The organism is Rubellimicrobium mesophilum DSM 19309 (genome assembly GCF_000600335.2).
Classification (GTDB): Bacteria; Pseudomonadota; Alphaproteobacteria; order Rhodobacterales; family Rhodobacteraceae; genus Rubellimicrobium; species Rubellimicrobium mesophilum.
On the sequence record NZ_KK088560.1, the window covers coordinates 36,885 to 55,625 of the forward strand.

The window sequence follows — 18,741 nt, forward strand, 5'->3', positions numbered from 1 at the left end:
GGCTGGAGTCGCTAGGGTTCTAGGCCACCCTTGGGGATCGCTGCAACAGCAAGACCCTGACGAGCCCGCGAGCCGCCCGCTCAGGCGCGCTGCGAGCCGAGTTCCGCAGCGATCCTCGCGGCGAGGCGGGCATTGTTGAGAACCAGCGCGATGTTGGCCTCGAGGCTGCGTCCCTCGGTCAGCTCGAAGATGCGGGAGAGGAGGAAGGGCGTGACTGCCTTGGCGGCGATGCCCTGCGAGTCGGCCTCGTCCAGAGCCTGCGCGATGAGGGGCGCCAGCGTCTCGGCGGGAATCTCGTCCGCCTCGGGGATGGGGTTCGCCACGAGCTGCCCGCCGGGGAGGCCCAGTGCCGCTCGCATCCGCTGCGCGGCCGCGATCTGGGACGGGCGGTCCATCCTCAGCGGCGCCCTGAGGCCGGAGGAGCGTGACCAGAAGGCCGGCAGCTCGTCCTGGCCGAAGGCGATGACGGGAACGCCGAGGGTCTCCAGCACCTCCAGGGTCTTGGGCAGGTCGAGGATGGCCTTGGCCCCGGCGGCGACCACGGATACGGCGGTCTGCGAGAGCTCCTGGAGGTCGGCGGAGACGTCGAAACTGCGCTCGGCCCCCCGATGGACGCCGCCGATGCCGCCGGTGGCGAAGACCTCGATCCCGGCGAGCCGCGCCCCGATCATGGTCGCGGCGACGGTGGTCGAGCCGGTGCCCTTGCGCGCGAGGCAGGCGGCGAAGTCGGCGCGGGAGAGCTTGGCGACCCCCTGGGCCTGGCCAAGCGCCGTCAGCTCCCCGTCGGACAGGCCGACCCGCAGGACTCCGTCGAGGACCGCGATGGTCGCCGGGACGGCGCCGTGAGCGCGGACCTCGGCCTCGACCAGCCGTGCGGTTTCGACGTTGCGAGGCCAGGGCATCCCGTGGGTGATGATGGTGGATTCGAGCGCGACGAGGGGGCGGCCCTCGTGACGCGCGGTCTCAACTTCGGCCGAGAACTCCATGGGAATCATGAGGGCGTGTCTCCCGAGACGTAAAGGGCTGCGGCCTTGAGGGCGCGGGCGAGGGCCAACTCGCGGCCCGCGCCCTCGCGTTCGGCCACCACATGCGCGGCGAGGAAGGTGTCGCCCGCGCCGGTCACGCGCGTGACGAGCACCTCGGGCGGGACTTGGGTGAGGACCCCCGAGGCATCGGCGACCGAGGCCGAGCGGCCTCCGTCCGTCACGAGCACCCGATGGGCGCCCTGCGAGAGGAGGGCACGGGCGGCTTGGTCGGAGTCGCCGAACTCGCGGTGGCCGAGGATGCGCGCCTCCTCCAGGTTCACGTAGACCGTCACCCCCGGGTGCCCCATGAGCGGGAGCAGACGCTCGGCCTTGCCCGGGCTTGCGGGGGCGACCCTCAGGTCGGCCTTCGAGAACAGGGGCGACGTGGCGATGCGGCCGAGGAGATCGGTCGTGAGATTGCCGTCGAGCGCCACCGGGCCGGACCAGGGCGCGTCGGGTGAGCCGAGTCGTCCATCCTCAAGCGGGCGAAGGATTTTCTCGCCGGCGGCTTCCAGCGAATGAGCGTCGGCGATGGCGGCGATCAGGCCGTTCGCGCCTTCGACCGCCATGTAACGATCGGTTGGCAAGTCCTCGGAACGGTAGGCGAAATAGGTCACGAGCCCGAGATGCTCGCACTCGGCCACGAGTTGCTCGCCCTCCGGGTCGCGTCCGATGGCGGTCAGGATCCCGGGCCTCAGGCCGAAGCGGCGAAGCGTCATGGCGATGTTGAGGGCGACACCGCCTGGGATGCGGGAGATCCGTCCCGGCACGTCGCCCCCCAGCCGCATATGCGACGGCGTGCGGCCGATGATGTCCCAGAGGCAGGAGCCGATGCAGAGGATGTCGGGGGCAGGGGCCATGGACCCGCAGTTGCGCCGAGCCGTCCGTCATGGTCAACCCGGTCCCGAGAGAACGCCGCCTGCGCGCCATTCGACGCAGGAGCCTTGCAAACCGCCCCAATTGCCGCTACGTGCCCCCCACTTCGCAGGCGGAGGCGGGCGTCCGGGGGAGAAATCCCCGTGCGTCCACCGGTTGGGGGGCGACCCCTGATCCTCCGTCGAGGCCAAACCGGAAAGGAAAAAGGCATGGCTCTCCCCGAGTTCTCCATGCGCCAGCTTCTCGAAGCGGGCGTTCACTTCGGCCACCAGACCGCGCGGTGGAATCCCCGCATGGCCCCGTTCATCTACGGGTCGCGGAACGGCATCCACATCGTCGACCTGACGCAGACCGCCCCGATGCTCGAGGAGGCGCTGCGCGTCATCCGCGACACCGTCGCCCGCGGCGGCCGCATCCTCTTCGTCGGCACCAAGCGCCAGGCCTCCAAGGCCATCGCCGACGCCGCCGAGAAGTCGGCGCAGTTCTACATGAACCACCGCTGGCTGGGCGGCACGCTCACCAACTGGCAGACCGTCTCGCAGTCGATCAACCGCCTCAAGGCGATCGACGAGGCCGCCGACCGCGGCTTCGAGGGCCTGACCAAGAAGGAGCGGCTCGGCATGGAGCGCGAGCAGGCCAAGCTCCAGGCCTCGCTCGGCGGCATCCGTGAAATGGGTGGCGTCCCCGACCTCCTGTTCGTCATCGACGTGAACAAGGAGGACCTCGCGATCCAGGAAGCCCACAAGCTCGGCATCCCGGTCGTCGCGGTCGTGGACACCAACTGCTCGCCCAAGGGCGTGGACTACGTGATCCCGGGCAACGACGACGCCGCCCGCGCGATCCAGCTCTACTGCGACCTCGTGGCCCGCGCCGCGCTGGAAGGCATGAGCACGCAGCTCGGCAATGCCGGCGTGGACATCGGCGCCATGGAGCATCTCGCGGAAGAGACGCTCGAGGACACCGGCGCGACCGCCTGATCCCGCACCGGGACCGTCGCGAAACCTACATCGGGCGGGTGCATCACCCGCCCGAATCCGTTAAAGGAGGATGAGATGACTGCTGTCACCGCGAGCATGGTGAAGGAACTGCGCGAGACCACCGGCGCCGGCATGATGGACGCCAAGAAGGCGCTGACCGAGACCGACGGCAACATGGACGCGGCCATCGACTGGCTGCGGACCAAGGGCCTTGCCAAGGCCGCCAAGAAGTCGGGCCGCACCGCGGCCGAGGGCCTCGTGGGCGTCGCCGTCGAGGGTGGCAGGGGCGTGGTCGTGGAGATCAACTCCGAGACCGACTTCGTCGCCAAGAACGCCGAGTTCCAGGGGCTTGTCCGTGACGTCGCCCGCGCGGCGCTGAAGGCTGACGACCTCGAGTCGCTCAAGCAGGCCGACGTGGGCGGCAAGACGGCCGAGGCCGCCGTGACCGACGCCATCGCGAAGGTCGGCGAGAACATGACCCTGCGCCGCATGGCCTCGCTGTCTGGCGACACCGTGGTGTCCTACGTCCACAACGCGGCCGGCGAAGGTCTGGGCAAGATCGGCGTGCTGGTCGCGCTGTCCGGCACCGACAACGGCATCGGCCGCCAGATCGCCATGCACGTCGCCGCCGCCAGCCCGGCCGCGCTGGACGAAGCCTCGCTCGACCAGGACGTGCTCGCCAAGGAGCGCGCGGTCCAGACCGCCAAGGCTCTGGAGGAGAACGCGGCCTCCGCGAAGCCGAAGCCCGAGGCGGTGATCCAGAACAACATCATCCCGGGCCGGATGAAGAAGTTCGTGGCCGAGAGCACGCTGCTGGGCCAGGCCTTCGTGGTGAACCCGGACCTGACGGTCGAGCAGGCCGCCAAGGAGGCCGGCGTGACGGTGACCGGCTTCGTGCGCCTCGGCGTGGGCGAGGGCGTCGAGAAGGTGCAGGAGGACTTCGCGGCCGAGGTCGCGAAGATGAACGCCGGCGCCTGATCGGAAAGGATGCGGCGCCGTGCCGGGACAGGGCACGACGCCGCCTCTCTTGGGGCCCGCCCGGGGGGACGAGGCGGGCCTTGCAGCGAATCGGCGGGGACAGCCGATCCCGTTCGGGATCAATTCCCTCCGGACCGACCGTCCCTGAAACGCCAGGGCTCCGCCCGATCCGGCCTTTGGGCCCAAGGCCCGTCGTCCGTCTCAATGGCGGCGTTTTGACGCAGGACGTCGAGTCGCGCGAGTAGGGGATTCCCCACCCCTCAGGCGTCCACCGTGAACATCTGGTTGTAGAAGGCGGCCTTGAGCACGGCCTGCGCGGTCGTCTCGACGTCCAGCGCCTCGCGCGCGAGGCGAAGGTGCTTCTCCACCGTGGCAGGGGTCAGGCCCATCAGCAGCGCGATGTCCTGCGCCGTCTTGCCGTCGCCCACCCATTGCAGCACCTCGCGCTGCCGCTGCGTGAGCGTGCGCGAGCCGCTGTAGGGCAGGGTGAGCAGCTTCAGGTGGAAGACGTTGTTCATCACCGTGATGGTGGGACCGTCCTTGGCCCAGAGCTCGTCCACCTCCGGCTGCGTCAGGCCCGGACGCGCGCACAGCCCGATGCCGCCCTTGGCGCGCTTGGAGACCGAGTGGAAGCTGATCGTGTAGCCGGTGGTGACGCCGAGTTTGCGGTTGAACTCCATCGCCTTGAGCTCGGCCGGGGAGAAGCCGCCCTTGGCCACCATCTGGTGCATCCAGGACCAGGAGCAGGCGCCATCGTTCTCGAGGGCCCAGCGGACCATGGGGCCGTTCAGGTAGAGCCCCTCCTCGATGTAGGGGCGCATGTAGGCGGCGGGCAGGTTGGTCAGCACGACCCAGTCCTGCGGGTCGCCAAGCGACCGCCCGCTGCGGTATCGCGTGTAGCCGTAGAGCAGCCGGTCGAAGCCGAACGACGCCATGGCGTCGAGGTGGAGTCGCCACAGGCCTTCCACGGAGGTCGCGCTGTTCACGCGATCCAGGTGAATAACCAAGTCATGCATGTTCGATAAACCAATATCACCCTGACGACGGGTCACGCATCATTTTTCGGTGCCGGCGGGAATGTCCAGACCCGACGCGCTGCGGGCCGGCTTCACCACACGAGCGATGGCCTCGGCCAACTCGACGGTGGTGAAGGGCTTGGCGAGGCAGGGCAGGGCCTCGCCTTCCAGGCCGGCCAGGGCGGCGTAGCCCGACATGAGCAAGGCGGGCAGATCGGGTGCCAACCGGCGGCTGGCGGTCACCAGGGCGGCCCCCGTCATGCCCGGCATGGCGTGGTCGGTGACGAGGAGGTCGGGCGCGCCGGCCCGAGCCAGGAGATCGAGCGCCTCGGCACCCGAACCCGCCTCCTCGACGTCGTGCCCGAGGTCCCGGAGCATCCGCGCGACCGAATCCCGCACCAGGGGCTCGTCATCGATCACCAACACGCGCAGAGGTGGCACCTCGGGGAGGGTGGCGGCAACTCGAAGGGAAGAAGGTAGTTCCAGCGGCTCTCGCGCCTGGGGCAGCAGGATCGTGACCCGGGTGCCCTGGCCGGGCGTGCTCTCGATCAGGAGCTCGCCGCCGCTCTGCTGCGCTAGGCCCTTGGCCATGGACAGGCCAAGCCCGGTGCCTTGCCCGGGGTCCTTGGTGGTGAAGAAGGGCTCGGTCGCGCGCCGAAGGGTCGCGTCGTCCATGCCCAGGCCGTCGTCGACGATGGCCAGCGCCACGTAGGGTCCGGGCGGCAGCCGCGCGGGATGGCCGTCCCCGAGGACCGCGGACGCCAACACGAAGGTCAGGCGGCCCTTGCCCTCCATCGCGTCGCGCGCGTTGATGCAGAGGTTCAGGATCGCGAGCTCGAGCTGACCCGGGTCGACATGGGCGGGCGGAAGATCCGAGGCAGCCTCGATTCGGATCTCGATCATCGGGCCCACGGAGCGGGCGACGAGCTCGCTCATGTCCTGCACAAGGGCACCCAGATCGACGGCCCGGGCGTTCAGGTGCTGGCGACGTGCGAAGGCGAGGAGCCGAGCGACGAGCAGCCGCGCCCGCTCGGCCGCCTCGGCGGCGGCGGCCAGGAGCCTGGCGTTGCGGGGCTCGAGCTTGGCCTTGCGCGACAGGATGTCGAGGCAGCCCACGATCGGCGTGAGCAGGTTGTTGAAGTCGTGAGCGACGCCCCCGGTGAGCTGGCCCAGCGTCTCGACCTTCTGAAGCTGGACGAGCTCGGCCGTCCGGGCCTCGACTCGGGCCTCGAGCTCGGCGTTCAGCCGCGCGAGCTCCGTGGCGGCCGCGCGGGCGCGCTCACGCTCGGCCAGCAACTCGCGCTCGTAGGCGCGCCGGTCGGTGGCATCGACCACCAGGAGGCGATGGCCGAGCAGCCCTCCATCGGCATCATCCACGCGCCGCCAGTCGACCAGCGCGGGCAGCCGGGTGCCATCGGCGCGGCGCAGATCGAGGGCGACCTGGCGGAGCAAACCCTCCCTGCGCAGGATCGGGGCGCAATGGGTCTCGTAGAAGATGCGCGCCCCGGGGGTCAGGAGGGCCTGGATCCTCTGGCCCGTCAGGGCGCCCGGCGCCAGCCCCAACCAGCCGGCCAGCGTCCCGTTGACCCGCGTGATCGTCCCGTCGGGGCGCGCCGTCAGGTAGCCGACCGGTGCCTGATCGTAGAGCTCCTCGAAGGTTTCGTCGGGCGGGTCAAGGCGCGTCGGGTCGCTCATTTCGCCAGGAAGCTGCGGATCGCCGCCGTCGTCTCCTCGGGCGCGCTCATGTGGGGGCAATGACCGGACGCCTGCATGAGCACGAGCTCGCTCCGAGGCAGGTGGCGGTGCATGTAATGGCCGACCTCGACCGGCGCGATCATGTCGGCCTGGGTCTGGAGCACCAGGCTCCGCGTCCGGCACCTGGGGACGTCGGCGCGATGGTCGGCGAGGAAGACGACGCGGGCGAACTCGCGCGCGATGTCGGGGTCGGTGCGGCAGAAGCTGCCGGCGAGGGTCTCGCCCAACTCCGGGCGTTCGGCGTTGCCCATGATGGCAGGCGCCATCGAGCGCGACCAGCCCAGGAAGTTGCTGTCCAGAACCTCGATCAGCCCCTCGATATCCTCGCGCGAGAACCCGCCCTTGTAGTCGCCGTCGTCGATGAAGGACGGCGAGGGTGACACCATGACGAGCGAATCGACCAGGTCCGGGGCCTTGATGGCCGCCAACATGCCGATGGTGGCGGCGGCCGAGTGACCCACGAAGACCACGTCCTTCAGGCCCAGGGCCCTCAGCACCTCGATGGTGTCGTCCACGTAGCCGTCGAAGGTGGAGTATTTGCCGGAGTCGTAGGCCGAAAGGTCCGAGCCACCGGCGCCCACATGGTCGAAGAGCACGACGCGGTGGTCGCGCTCGAACTCCGGCGCCATGGCGCTCCAGGCGTTGTAGTCGCATCCGAAGCCATGGGCGAAGACCATGGGGCGCGAGCCTAGGCCCGACACCTTCACGTTGTTGCGCCGCAAGACATCCATGGCGGCATCCTCGTCAAATCACAGCAGAGTTTCGTTTCTATCCTGACGACAGGCATAGCCGAGGCGGACCTGCCGATCCATGCCAAACGCAGCAGGTCGCCCAGGATGTCCGACGACGGCCTTAATTGACATAATATATATTATACGACTTTCGGGAGTGGTCGTCCCGTTCACTCCGCCGGCAGCACCACGGTGAACCGGCTCCCCTTCCCGAGATCGCTCTCTACCATGAGACGCCCATGGTGGCGGTTCACGATGTGCTTGACGATGGCGAGGCCCAGTCCGGTGCCGCCCACCTCGCGCGAGCGGTGCGTGTCCACGCGATAGAAGCGCTCCGTCAGCCGGGGGATGTGATGCGTCGCGATGCCGGGCCCACGGTCCGTGACGCTGAGGCGCAGGCCGTTGCGGCGCAGGCTCGGCTCCTCGGCCGGTCCGGTCAGCGCGATCTCCACCGGTCCGCCATGGCCTCCATACTTGATCGCATTCTCCACGAGGTTGGTGAGCACCTGGCGAAGCTGCCCCTCGTCGCCCGGGACGGTCATGCGAGCCTCCGGGAGGTCGAGCCGCAGTTCCGCCCCGGCCTGCCCCGCCAAGGGCTCCAGAGACGCCGCGACCGAGGCCGTAAGCGCGCGCAGGTCCACTTGCCCGGTGGGACGCCGCCGCTCCTCGGCCTCGACCTGGCTGAGGGACAGCAGGTCGTCCACGAGGCGCGCCATGCGCTGCGCCTCGCGCGTGGCGATGCCCAGGAAGCGCTCGCGCGCGGCCGGGTCGTCCCGCGCCGGTCCCCGCAGCGTCTCCAGGAACCCGAGCAAGGCCGTCAACGGCGTCCGAAGCTCGTGGCTCACGTTGGCCACGAAGTCGCGCCGGATCTGCCCCGCCTCCTCCACCGCCGTCACGTCCTCGAAGGTGACGAGGACGTGCCGCCCCGAGGCGAACGCCACGCTCCGCGCGCTGGCCCGCCAGGTCGAATCGCGGCCGCCATCCCGGCCCAGGTAGTGCCCCTCCCGGGGCTGGCCGTCGCGGAGCGTGCCCTCGACGACATCGAGCGTCGCCGGTTGCCGCAGCACTGTGATGTAATGCCGTCCCGTTCCGTCATGCCCGAACAGTTGCGCGGCGGCGGCGTTGGTTGCCTCGATCCGCTCGTCTTGACCGATCAGCACGGCCGGGATCGGCAGCGCCGCGATCAGGGCCAGAGAATCGGACAACATGGGTAACAGTCGAAGCTTATTTTCCGGCGCGGCTGACGCAACGTCTTGTGCCGGTCGAGGGCTGGACTATCATGGTTTGCAACTGATAGGCGAGCCTTCTCAGCCCAGGGTTGCAAAGCTCGCAGGTCGTCCCAGTGCAGTCCGTTCCCGTCCAACGTCTCGAGGGCCTTCGCTCCGGTGGCGCCATGATTCTCGTGATCGGCCCTCTCAAGCTCACCGGCGGAGGAGGTCCCGCGATCCTGCGCCAGCAGGGCTATCGCTTCGCCGAGTTCGATGACCTGGAGGCCGGGCTCCTGCTCGAGGCCATGCCCGACATGGTGGTCTCTCCACTCATCGGACAGGACTTCGACGCCATGGACGTCGCCCGACGCCTCGCGCAGTTGGGTTATCGCGGCCCCTACAGGGCCCTGACCGCGCCGCTGCCCAGGCCCGGGCTCGTGAAGGCCGAAGTGATGGCCGACGCGCCCGGGCTCGACTTCGACCTGGTGGTCGTCAGCCACGAGCCGGATCGGCCGGGCTGAGGCCAGCGGCGAAGCGGGCCGCGTTCGCCGCATAGTGCTCGGCCGAGAGGCGCAGCCGCTCCACCGCCGCGTCGTCCAGGCCGCGGACCGCCTTGGCCGGAGCACCGACGATCAGGCTGCGCTCCTCGAAACGCTTGCCCTCGGTGACGAGCGCCGCCGCGCCGACGAGGCTCTCGCGCCCGATGACGGCGCCGTTGAGGATCGTGGCCGACATCCCGACGAGGCTCTGGTCGCCGATCGTGCAGCCATGAACCATGGCCTTGTGGCCGATCGTGCAGCGCGCCCCGATGCTCAGGGGAAAGCCCCAGTCGGTGTGCAGGACGGAGAGTTCCTGGACGTTGGTCCCCTCGCCCAGCTCGATCCATTCGTTGTCGCCGCGCAGCACGGCCCCGAACCAGACCGACGCGCGGGCGCCGATCCGCACCTTGCCGATGATCTGGGCATCCGGCGCGATCCAGGCCGTGGGATGGATCTCCGGCCCCTGCCCCTCCAGCGCCCAGATCACCCCACGCCCTCCTGGAACTCGCGCGCGAGCCCCCGCACGAAGTCGGTGAGCCAGGGCTGACGGTCGCGCCGCAGCCGCTCGACCTCGACGATGTGCCGCACCTTGGCCTCGGTCTCGTCGAGGTCCCGGTTGACGAGCACGTAGTCGTATTCCGCCCAGTGGCTCGTCTCGTCCATCGCGCGCCCCATGCGGCCGGCGATCACCTCCTCGCTGTCCTGCGCCCGGGCCTTGAGCCGCCGCTCCAGCTCGGCCATCGAGGGCGGGAGGATGAAGATCGACACCACCTCGCGCCCGAGCGGCGAGTTGCGGATCTGCTGCCCACCCTGCCAATCGATGTCGAAGAGCGTGTCCCGCCCCTGCGCCATCGATCTCTCGATGGGGACGCGGGGGCTGCCGTAGAGGTTGCCGAAGACCTCGGCGTGCTCGAGGAGGTCCCCGAGCTCCACCATGGCCATGAACTCGTCGCGGGTGACGAAGTGATACTCGCGCCCGTCCACCTCGCCCGGACGGGGCGGCCGGGTCGTCGCCGAGACGGAGAACGAGACCTGCGGGTCCGCCGCGAGCAGCCGTCGCGCCAGCGTCGTCTTGCCCGCGCCCGAGGGCGAGGACAGGATGATCAGGAGACCGCGCCGCGTGGGTGCTTCCTGGGCGGGCATCCCCTACTCCACGTTCTGGACCTGCTCGCGCATCTGGTCGATGGCCGCCTTGAGGTCAAGCCCGAGGCGCGACAGCGGCGCCGAGCCGGACTTGGACAGGAGCGTGTTGGCCTCGCGGTTGAACTCCTGCGCCAGGAAGTCGAGGCGCCGCCCGGCCGGCTTGTCGTCGGCCAGCAGATCCCGCGCCTGCGCGACATGGGCGCGGAGCCGGTCAATCTCCTCGGTCACGTCCGCCTTGACGGCGATCAGCGCGAGCTCCTGGGCCAGCCGCGCCTCCTCCACCTCCGGCACGTCGAGGAGCACCCGCCGCAGCGCTCCGGTCAGCGCCTCGCGCGCCTCCTCGCGCCGGGCCTCGGCCAGCCGCGCCGCCTCGTCCGCCATGGCGGCGATCCCGTCGATCTGGTCCCGCAGGACGGACCCGAGCGCCCGACCCTCGGCCTCCCGCGCTGCCACGAAGTCGTCGAGGAGCCCAGCCAAATCGCCCAGGAGCGCGGGCAGGAGCCCCTCCTCCGCTTCGCCGGGGGGAGCCGCGACGACCACCCCCTTCTGCGCCAGCACGTCGGCGGCATTGGGCTGGTTCAGCGTCACGCCCAACGCGAAGGCGCGCTGCTGGACGTGCTCCAGGGCGTGCAGCACGCGGTCGAGCTGCGCCTCGTCGATGCCGAATCCCCCTTCGCCCGCCGGCCGCGAGAGCCGCAGGGTCAGCGACACGTTCCCGCGCGACAGCCGCGCCGAGAGCGCCGCGCGCACGCCGGGCTCCAGCCCCTCGATCCCCTCGGGCAGGCGCAGCCGCAGCTCCAGCCCCCGGCCGTTGACCCCGCGCAGGTCCCAGTCCCACTGGAGGTCCCCGAAGGAGCCCCGGCGGCTCGCGAAGGCGGTCATGGAGCGGATCATCGGGCGTCCCTGTCGTCGCGTGTCCGGTCATCCTTTCCGGCGCGGCGCGCGAAGGCAAGCGGTTAACCTCTTGGTAACTTTCCAGCGGACTTTTCCGGCCAATTCATTAGATTAAATCTCAAGTAAGCAGGTTGAACCGTGGGGAGGGCGACATGGCAGAGGACAGGGACGACAGCGATCCCGGCACCGAGCCCCTCAAGGCCCTCTTCGCACGCCACGGCCGCCAGGAGCGCCCAGCCCTCGCCGAGATCGAGGCTCACTGGCGCGAGCTCAAGGCCCGGTCGTTCCACCTGCCCCATCGCGCCGATCTCGACCCCAGCCGCATCGCCGGCGCCCTGCCCCATGCCTTCGTCCTCGAGCGCGCGGCGCCCGGGGTGGCGCGGCTGCGGATCGTCGGCCGGGCGCTGTCCACCCTGCTGGGGACCGAGGCGCGCGGGCTGCCGCTTTCAGTCTTCTTCGCGCCCGGCTCGCGCGAGTCCCTGCGCCGTTGGCTCGAACGGTGCTTCGACGCGCCGGCCATCGTGGAGCTCGCGGCCGAGGCACGTCAGGGGGTGTTTCGCACTCCGCTGTCCGGCCGCCTCCTGCTTCTGCCGATGCTGGACCGCGACGGGCAGGTCACGCGCGCCCTGGGTGGCTTCGTGGTCCAAGGCACCAAGCGGGCGAGCATCGTGAAGTTCGACCTCGCCGAATCGCCGTCGCGCTTCCAGGTCCTTCCACTCGCCGCGCCGCTGGGCTTCCCCGTGGCCAAAGCCGCCGTGGCCCCGGAGTTCGCCGAAAGCCACCGGCCCTATCTGCGCCTCGTCGTGGACAACAGCCGAAGCTGAGGGGCTGCAAAACGAAACGCCCGGCCGTGGGGCCGGGCGTTCTCCTCACGTTCGGTGCGGCGTCTCAGACCGCTTCGGCCCGGGCAAGGCCTGTGCGGCGCGAGGACAGCTCCTCGGCCACGAGGAAGGCCAGCTCCAGCGCCTGGCTCGCGTTGAGGCGCGGGTCGCAGGCGGTGTGGTAGCGGTCCGAGAGGTCCTCGTCAGTCACGGCGCGGACGCCGCCGGTGCACTCGGTCACGTCCTTGCCGGTCATCTCGAAGTGGACGCCGCCGGGAATCGTGCCTTCCGCGTTGTGGACCGCGAAGAACTCGCGCACCTCGCGCAGGACCGATTCGAAGGGCCGGGTCTTGTAGCCCGAGGACGACTTGATCGTGTTCCCGTGCATCGGGTCGCAGGACCAGACGACCTGCGCGCCCTCCTCCTGCACCGCGCGGATCAGGCGCGGCAGGTGCTCGCCCACGCTGCCGGCTCCGAAGCGCGCGATCAGCGTCAGCCGACCGGGCTCGTTCCTGGGGTTGAGCTTCGCCATCAGCGCCTTGAGGTGCCCGGTCGTCATCGACGGTCCGCACTTGAGCCCGATCGGGTTCTGCACGCCCCGCGCGTAGTCCACGTGGGCCCCGTCCGGCTGCCGGGTCCGGTCGCCGATCCAGATCATGTGCCCGCTTCCCGCGAGCCACTGGCCGGTGGTCGAATCGACCCGCGTCAGCGCCTCCTCGTATTCGAGGAGCAGCGCCTCGTGCGAGGTGAAGAACTCGACGGTCTGCAGCGCATGGGACGCCTCGTCGCGGATGCCCACGGCCTCCATGAAGTCGAGCGTGTCCGAGATCCGGTTCGCCATCTCGCGGTACTTCTCGGCCTCCGGCGAGGCGGTGAAGCCCAGCGTCCAGGCGTGGACCTTGTGGATGTCCGCATAGCCGCCGGTCGAGAAGGCGCGCAGCAGGTTCAGCGAGGCGGCGGCCTGCAGGTAGGCTTGCAGCATCCGCTCGGGATCGGGGACCCGCGCGGCCTCGGTGAAGTCGAAGCCGTTGATGATGTCGCCCTTGTAGGACGGCAGCTCGACCCCGTTCGCCGTCTCCATGGCGGAGGAGCGCGGCTTGGCGAACTGCCCGGCCATGCGCCCGACCTTCACGACCGGAACCTTGGCGCCGTAGGTCAGCACCATGGCCATCTGCAGGATGACCTTGAACGTGTCGCGGATGTTGTCCGCCGAGAACTCGGCGAAGCTCTCCGCGCAGTCGCCGCCCTGGAGGAGGAAGGCCTCTCCCTTCGCCACCTTGGCCAGGTGCGACTTCAGCCGCCGGGCCTCGCCCGCGAAGACCAGGGGCGGATAGGAGGCCAGCCGCCCCTCGACCGAGTGCAGCTTCTCCTGATCGGGATAGTCGGGCATCTGAACCCGCGGCTTCTTCCGCCAGTCCGTCTTCTGCCACTCGCCCATCTCGGCCTCCTTGGGTCGCGCGGAGGGGTCCCTCCCTCCGTGGGGGCGCTTACAGCTTCCGGCCCTGCCATGTCCATGCGTAATCTTGCCCCGCCGGCCTTCGCGGATGCGGCATGAGCGACACGCGATGCCGTTTCCGCGCCATCTTGCAGCGACACCCGGAGTCTGAAATGGTCGCAATCGGGCGGCGGGATGCCGTCCTGCAGGTTGCCCTCATGAACGCCCAGCCCCAGTCCATCGACCTCGTCCCCGCCAAGGGAAAGACCCGTCGCTTCGTGTTCGTCCTCCTCAAGGACTTCACGATGCTCTCCTTCGCCTGCGCCGTGGAGCCGCTGCGGATCGCCAACCGCATGGCCGGACGGACCCTCTACACCTGGACGCTTGCGGGCGAAGGGGGCGACAGCATCACCTGCTCGAACGGGGCCGTGTTCAAGGTGGACATGGACCTGGGCGAACTCTCCCGCGACGACACCGTGCTCGTCTGCGGGGGCATCGACGTCCAGGCCGCGACGACGCGCACGCTCCTCAACTGGCTGCGACGCGAGGCGCGGCGCGGCGTCGTCATCGGCGGCCTCTGCACGGCGGCCCATTCGCTCGCCAAGGCGGGGCTGCTCGACGGGCGCAGGGCCACGATCCACTGGGAGAACCAGGACTCCTTCGGCGAGGAGTTCGAGGACGTGACCCTGACGAAGTCGGTCTTCGTCATCGACGGCAACCGCATCACGACGGCGGGCGGCACCGCCTCCATCGACCTGATGCTCAAGCTCGTCGCCGACGACCATGGCGAGGAACTGGCCAACGCCGTCGCCGACCAGCTCATCTACTCCTCGATCCGCACCGACCAAGACACGCAGCGCCTCTCGATCCCGACGCGGATCGGGGTGCGCCACCCCAAGCTGTCGCGCGTCATCCAGATCATGGAGCAGTCCATCGAGGAGCCGATCTCGCCCGCGACGCTGGCCGAGGACGTGGGCCTCTCCACCCGGCAGCTCGAGAGGCTGTTCCGTCGCTACCTCGACCGCTCGCCCAAGCGCTACTACATGGAGTTGCGGCTCCAGAAGGCGCGCAACCTGCTGATGCAGACCGACATGAGCGTCATCAACGTCGCGCTGGCCTGCGGCTTCGCCTCGCCCTCGCATTTCTCCAAGTGCTACCGTGCCCATTACGGCACGACTCCCTATCGGGAGAGGGGCACGCAGGGCGCTCGGCTCTCCATCTAACCCCACGTCCCTGCCCGGGAATGCGGCTTCACAAGGGCTTTCCGCACGGCTAGCCTGCCGCGCAGGATTGGGAATCCTCACAGGGAGACGACAATGAAGAACCTGCTTCTGGCCGCTTCGGCCGTGGCTCTGACCGCCGGGGCCGCAACCGCCCAGGACGCGGGCGCCGCGCCCAAGATCGGCATCATCCTCGGCTTCACCGGCCCGCTCGAGTCGATCACGCCCACCATGGCGCAGTCCGCCGAGATCGCCATCGCCGAGGTCAACGAGGCTGGCGGCGTGAATGGCCAACAGGCGACGTCCGAGCGTGCCGACTCCACCTGCATCGACGCCGCCGCCGCGACGGCCGCCGCCGAAGGTCTGGTCTCGAGCGGCATCAACGCCATCATGGGCGCCGACTGCTCGGGCGTGACCAACGCCGTCCTGACCAACGTCGCCGTGCCGAACGGCATCGGGATGATCTCTCCCTCCGCCACCTCGCCCGGCCTCTCGACCGCCGAGGACAACGGCCTGTTCTTCCGCACCGCCCCCTCGGACGCGCGCCAGGGCCAGATCATGGCCGACATCCTGACCGAGCGCGGCGTCACCAACGTGGCCCTGACCTACACCAACAACGACTACGGCAAGGGCCTTGCCGATTCCTTCCAGGCCGCCTTCCAGGAGAAGGGCGGCACCGTCGCCATCGTCGCCCCGCACGAGGACGGCAAGGCCGACTACTCGGCCGAGGTCGCGGCCCTCGCCGCCTCGGGCGCCGACATGCTCGTGGTTGCCGGCTACACCGACCAGGGCGGCCGGGGCATCATCCAGAACGCGCTCGACACCGGCGCCTTCGACACCTTCTACCTGCCCGACGGCATGGTGGGCCAGGACATCGTGACCGCGCTGGGCTCGGGCCTCGACAGCTCCTACGGCGACCTGCCCGGCACCGACAGCCCCGGCGCCGCCAAGTGGATCGAGATCGCCCAGGCCGCCGGCTTCGACGGCACCTCGTCCTTCGCGCCGGAATCCTACGACGCCGCCGCGCTGATCCTCCTCTCGATGGCGGCCGCGAAGTCCACCAACTCGGCCGACTGGACGACCAAGGTGCTCGACCTCGCCAACGCCCCCGGCGAGCAGATCTTCCCCGGCGAGCTCGGCAAGGCGCTCGACCTGATCGCGCAGGGCCAGGACATCGACTACGAGGGCGCCTCGGCGGTCGAGCTGATCGGTGCCGGCGAGTCGGCGGGCAACTACCGCGAGCTCGAGTTCAAGGACGGCCAGATCGAGACCGTCAAGTATCGCTGACGTCAATTTCGATTGACGAGATCGGACGGCCCGGGCTAGAGCCCCGGGCCGTCGCGCATGGAGAGCCCGCAGGGGCCTAGCGCCTGAGGGGGACGCAACCGCATGATCGAGGTCCACGACCTCCACAAGCATTTCGGCGGCTTCCGGGCCGTGGATGGCGCGAGCCTCGCCATCCGCAAGGGGAGCATCACGGGCCTGATCGGCCCCAACGGCGCGGGCAAGACCACGCTCTTCAACGTCATCGCCGGTCGGCTGTCGCCCACCTCAGGCCGCGTCACCATGGCGGGCGAGGACATCACCGGCCTTCCCCCGCACGAGCTCTTCCACAAGGGCCTTCTGCGCACCTTCCAGATCGCGCACGAGTTCTCTTCGATGACCGTGCGCGAGAACCTGATGATGGTGCCCCCCAACCAGGCGGGCGAGAGCATCTGGAGCGCATGGTTCGCCCGCGGGCGCATCCGGCAGGAGGAGCGCGCGCTGGCCCGCAAGGCCGACGAGGTGCTCGACTTCCTGACGATCAGCCACTTCGCGGACGAGAAGGCCGGCAACCTCTCCGGCGGGCAGAAGAAGCTGCTCGAACTCGGCCGCACCATGATGGTGGACGCCCGGATCGTCTTCCTCGACGAGGTCGGCGCCGGCGTGAACCGGACGCTGCTCAACACCATCGCCGACGCCATCGTGCGCCTGAACAAGGAGCGCGGCTACACCTTCTGCGTCATCGAGCACGACATGGACTTCATCGGCCGCCTCTGCGACCCGGTGATCGTGATGGCGCAGGGCAAGGTGCTGGCCGAAGGCTCGGCGCGCGAGATCATGCAGAACGAGGCCGTGATCGAGGCCTATCTCGGCACCGGACTCAAGAACAAGGCGACGGCATGAGCGACCTCGACGCCCTCCGCGACGACCGCGGCAACAACGACCGCTCCGCCACCAAGGAGAACGTGGCCTCCACGCTCCACGTCGCCGACAACAGCGGCACGCGGCCCGCCCCCGGTGTGGTGAACGCCTTCCTCGTGGGCGAGGCCATGACCGGCGGCTACGGCAAGGGCGCCAATATCCTGAACGGCTGCACCATCGCCGCCGAGAAGGGCCAGATCGCGGTCATCGTGGGCCCCAACGGCGCCGGCAAGTCGACCGCGATGAAGGCGGTCTTCGGGATGCTCGACCTCCGCGCGGGGAGCGTGCGCCTGAACGGCGAGGACATCACCCGCCTGACGCCGCAGGCCCGCGTCGCCAAGGGCATGGCCTTCGTGCCCCAGACCCGGAACATCTTCCCCTCCATGACCGTGGAGGAGAACCTGGAGATGGGCGCCTTCCTCCGCCGCGACGACATTTCCCGAACGATCGAGCAGGTTTACGGCCTGTTCCCGATCCTCCGCGACAAGAGGCGGCAGGCCGCCGGCGAGCTCTCGGGCGGCCAGCGCCAGCAGGTCGCGGTCGGCCGCGCGCTGATGACGCAGCCTTCGGTCCTGATGCTCGACGAGCCCACGGCCGGCGTCTCGCCCATCGTCATGGACGAGCTCTTCGACCGCATCATCGAGGTCGCGCGCCAGGGCATCACCATCCTCATGGTCGAGCAGAACGCCCGCCAGGCGCTGGAGATCGCCGACAAGGGCTACGTCCTTGTCCAGGGCGCGAACGCCTTCACCGGGACCGGCAAGGAACTCCTCGCCGACCCGCAGGTGCGCAAGAGCTTCCTCGGTGGTTGAGATGCGCGCCGTAACCCATTGCCATCCCAGCACGGAAAGGCTCCGGTGATGGACCTCCTCAACGGCCTAGTGGCCTTCCTGAACTTCGTGTTCATCCCGGCCGTCGCCTACGGCTCGCAGCTCGCGCTGGGTGCGCTGGGGGTGACGCTGATCTACGGCATCCTGCGCTTCTCGAACTTCGCGCATGGCGACACGATGGCCTTCGGGACGGCCATGACGATCCTGGTGACCTGGGCGCTCCAGTCGGCCGGGATCAGCTTCGGCCCGCTCCCCACCGCGCTCATCGCGCTGCCCTTGGGCATCGCCGCGACGGCGCTCCTCGTGCTGGGCACCGACCGCGCGGTCTATCGCTTCTACCGGGATGCCAAGGCCGCGCCGGTGATCCTCGTCGTCGCCTCCATGGGCGTGATGTTCGTGATGAACGGCCTCGTCCGCTTCATCATCGGAGTCGAGGAGATCCAGTTCACCGACGGCGAACGTTTCATCATCAACGCCCGCGCCTTCAAGGAGTGGTCGGGGCTGGAGGAAGGCCTCGCGCTCCGCACGACGCAACTGCTGACCGTGGTCGTGGCCGCCATCGCGGTGGCGCTGCTCTTCTGGTTCCTGAACCGGACCCGCACCGGCAAGTCGATGCGCGCCTTCTCGGACAACGAGGACCTCGCGCTCCTCTCGGGCATCAACCCCGATCGCGTGGTCGCCGTAACCTGGATCATCGTGGCGGCGCTCGCCACCACGGCGGGCGTGCTCTACGGCCTCGACAAGAGCTTCAAGGCCTTCACCTACTACCAGCTCCTGCTGCCGATCTTCGCGGCGGCGGTGGTGGGGGGCCTCGGCAACCCGCTCGGCGCCATCGCGGGCGGCTTCGTGATCGCCTTCTCCGAGGTCATGGTGACCTACGCCTGGAAGCAGGTCGTGGCCTACGCCGCGCCGGGCGACTGGATGCCGTCGGGCCTGCTCCAGCTCATGTCCACCGAATACAAGTTCGCGGTCTCCTTCGCGATCCTCATCATCGTGCTCCTTTTCAAGCCCACGGGCCTCTTCAAGGGACAGTCGGTATGACCACGCTCCCCGACACCGCGCTCGCCCGGCCGCGCCCGGCCTCGACGGCGCTGCGCCCGGTCCTGCTC

General features: G+C 69.4%; 19 protein-coding genes. 9 read left to right on the top strand and 10 right to left on the bottom strand.

From position 1 onward, the window contains the following. Nucleotides 1-80: 80 nt before the first annotated feature. Nucleotides 81-995, bottom strand: coding sequence for a pseudouridine-5'-phosphate glycosidase (locus tag RUMESO_RS06700; RefSeq protein WP_037279099.1), 915 nt, complete (start codon nt 993-995; stop codon nt 81-83). After that, on the bottom strand, nt 992-1,885 hold the full coding sequence (locus tag RUMESO_RS06705) for a PfkB family carbohydrate kinase (RefSeq protein WP_037279101.1): 894 nt from the start codon (nt 1,883-1,885) through the stop codon (nt 992-994). Before RUMESO_RS06705 ends, RUMESO_RS06700 begins: the two co-directional genes overlap by 4 nt. A 225-nt stretch (nt 1,886-2,110) precedes the next feature. Between RUMESO_RS06705 and rpsB the strand changes: the two genes are divergently transcribed. Further along, nucleotides 2,111-2,878, top strand: a complete 768-nt coding sequence (gene rpsB / locus RUMESO_RS06710) for a 30S ribosomal protein S2 (RefSeq protein WP_037279104.1) — start codon at nt 2,111-2,113, stop codon at nt 2,876-2,878. A 75-nt stretch (nt 2,879-2,953) separates the two neighbouring features. After that, nucleotides 2,954-3,856 (top strand): translation elongation factor Ts, encoded by a 903-nt coding sequence (tsf, locus tag RUMESO_RS06715; RefSeq protein ID WP_037279107.1) that lies wholly within the window; start codon nt 2,954-2,956, stop codon nt 3,854-3,856. A 260-nt stretch (nt 3,857-4,116) separates the two neighbouring features. Here tsf and RUMESO_RS06720 read toward each other — a convergent pair whose 3' ends face one another. From RUMESO_RS06720 to RUMESO_RS06735, 4 genes are all read right to left on the bottom strand, one after another. Next, a complete protein-coding gene (locus tag RUMESO_RS06720; RefSeq protein WP_037279110.1) occupies nt 4,117-4,872 on the bottom strand; it encodes a LuxR family transcriptional regulator in 756 nt (251 codons plus the stop codon). A gap of 39 nt (nt 4,873-4,911) precedes the next feature. Continuing rightward, nucleotides 4,912-6,567 (bottom strand): PAS domain-containing hybrid sensor histidine kinase/response regulator, encoded by a 1,656-nt coding sequence (locus RUMESO_RS06725; protein ID WP_051521091.1) that lies wholly within the window; start codon nt 6,565-6,567, stop codon nt 4,912-4,914. Next, nucleotides 6,564-7,358, bottom strand: coding sequence for an alpha/beta fold hydrolase (locus RUMESO_RS06730; RefSeq protein WP_037279112.1), 795 nt, complete (start codon nt 7,356-7,358; stop codon nt 6,564-6,566). The genes RUMESO_RS06725 and RUMESO_RS06730 overlap by 4 nt, the downstream gene beginning before the upstream one ends. Before the next feature lie 170 nt (nt 7,359-7,528). Beyond that, on the bottom strand, nt 7,529-8,566 hold the full coding sequence (locus tag RUMESO_RS06735; RefSeq protein WP_037279114.1) for an ATP-binding protein: 1,038 nt from the start codon (nt 8,564-8,566) through the stop codon (nt 7,529-7,531). Nucleotides 8,567-8,751: 185 nt separating this feature from the next. Between RUMESO_RS06735 and RUMESO_RS06740 the strand changes: the two genes are divergently transcribed. After that, a complete protein-coding gene (locus RUMESO_RS06740; protein ID WP_051521092.1) occupies nt 8,752-9,087 on the top strand; it encodes a hypothetical protein in 336 nt (111 codons plus the stop codon). Here the strand turns inward: RUMESO_RS06740 and RUMESO_RS06745 are convergent. Genes RUMESO_RS06745 through RUMESO_RS06755 form a run of 3 tightly spaced genes read right to left on the bottom strand, consistent with a single transcriptional unit; the run spans nt 9,059 to nt 11,142 of the window. After that, on the bottom strand, nt 9,059-9,592 hold the full coding sequence (locus tag RUMESO_RS06745; protein ID WP_037279115.1) for a gamma carbonic anhydrase family protein: 534 nt from the start codon (nt 9,590-9,592) through the stop codon (nt 9,059-9,061). The genes RUMESO_RS06740 and RUMESO_RS06745 overlap by 29 nt on opposite strands. Next, entirely contained in the window at nt 9,589-10,248 is a 660-nt protein-coding gene (gene gmk, locus RUMESO_RS06750; protein WP_037279117.1) for a guanylate kinase, read from the bottom strand. The genes RUMESO_RS06745 and gmk overlap by 4 nt, the downstream gene beginning before the upstream one ends. A 3-nt stretch (nt 10,249-10,251) precedes the next feature. After that, entirely contained in the window at nt 10,252-11,142 is an 891-nt protein-coding gene (locus RUMESO_RS06755; RefSeq protein ID WP_037279118.1) for a YicC/YloC family endoribonuclease, read from the bottom strand. A gap of 152 nt (nt 11,143-11,294) precedes the next feature. Between RUMESO_RS06755 and RUMESO_RS06760 the strand changes: the two genes are divergently transcribed. After that, nucleotides 11,295-11,966: a PAS domain-containing protein gene (locus RUMESO_RS06760; protein ID WP_051521093.1), complete on the top strand. Its 672-nt coding sequence runs from the start codon at nt 11,295-11,297 to the stop codon at nt 11,964-11,966. A gap of 64 nt (nt 11,967-12,030) precedes the next feature. On the opposite strand, the gene RUMESO_RS06765 is transcribed toward RUMESO_RS06760, so the two are convergent. Then, complete coding sequence (locus RUMESO_RS06765; protein ID WP_037279119.1) at nt 12,031-13,401, bottom strand: class II 3-deoxy-7-phosphoheptulonate synthase; 1,371 nt, start codon at nt 13,399-13,401, stop codon at nt 12,031-12,033. A gap of 215 nt (nt 13,402-13,616) precedes the next feature. On the opposite strand from RUMESO_RS06765, the gene RUMESO_RS06770 reads away from it, so the two are divergent. The 5 genes from RUMESO_RS06770 to RUMESO_RS06790 all read left to right on the top strand — a co-directional run bounded on the left by RUMESO_RS06770 (nt 13,617) and on the right by RUMESO_RS06790 (nt 18,673). Next, the gene (locus tag RUMESO_RS06770) at nt 13,617-14,621 is read left to right on the top strand and encodes a GlxA family transcriptional regulator (RefSeq protein ID WP_037279348.1); all 1,005 of its coding nucleotides are present in this window, start codon (nt 13,617-13,619) and stop codon (nt 14,619-14,621) included. Between the two features lie 93 nt (nt 14,622-14,714). Then, on the top strand, nt 14,715-15,905 hold the full coding sequence (locus tag RUMESO_RS06775; protein ID WP_037279121.1) for an ABC transporter substrate-binding protein: 1,191 nt from the start codon (nt 14,715-14,717) through the stop codon (nt 15,903-15,905). A 102-nt stretch (nt 15,906-16,007) separates the two neighbouring features. Next, the gene (locus RUMESO_RS06780; RefSeq protein ID WP_037279122.1) at nt 16,008-16,784 is read left to right on the top strand and encodes an ABC transporter ATP-binding protein; all 777 of its coding nucleotides are present in this window, start codon (nt 16,008-16,010) and stop codon (nt 16,782-16,784) included. After that, entirely contained in the window at nt 16,781-17,614 is an 834-nt protein-coding gene (locus tag RUMESO_RS06785; RefSeq protein ID WP_082483400.1) for an ABC transporter ATP-binding protein, read from the top strand. Before RUMESO_RS06780 ends, RUMESO_RS06785 begins: the two co-directional genes overlap by 4 nt. Nucleotides 17,615-17,662: 48 nt before the next feature. After that, entirely contained in the window at nt 17,663-18,673 is a 1,011-nt protein-coding gene (locus tag RUMESO_RS06790) for a branched-chain amino acid ABC transporter permease (RefSeq protein ID WP_037279125.1), read from the top strand. The last annotated feature ends 68 nt before the right edge of the window (nt 18,674-18,741 follow it).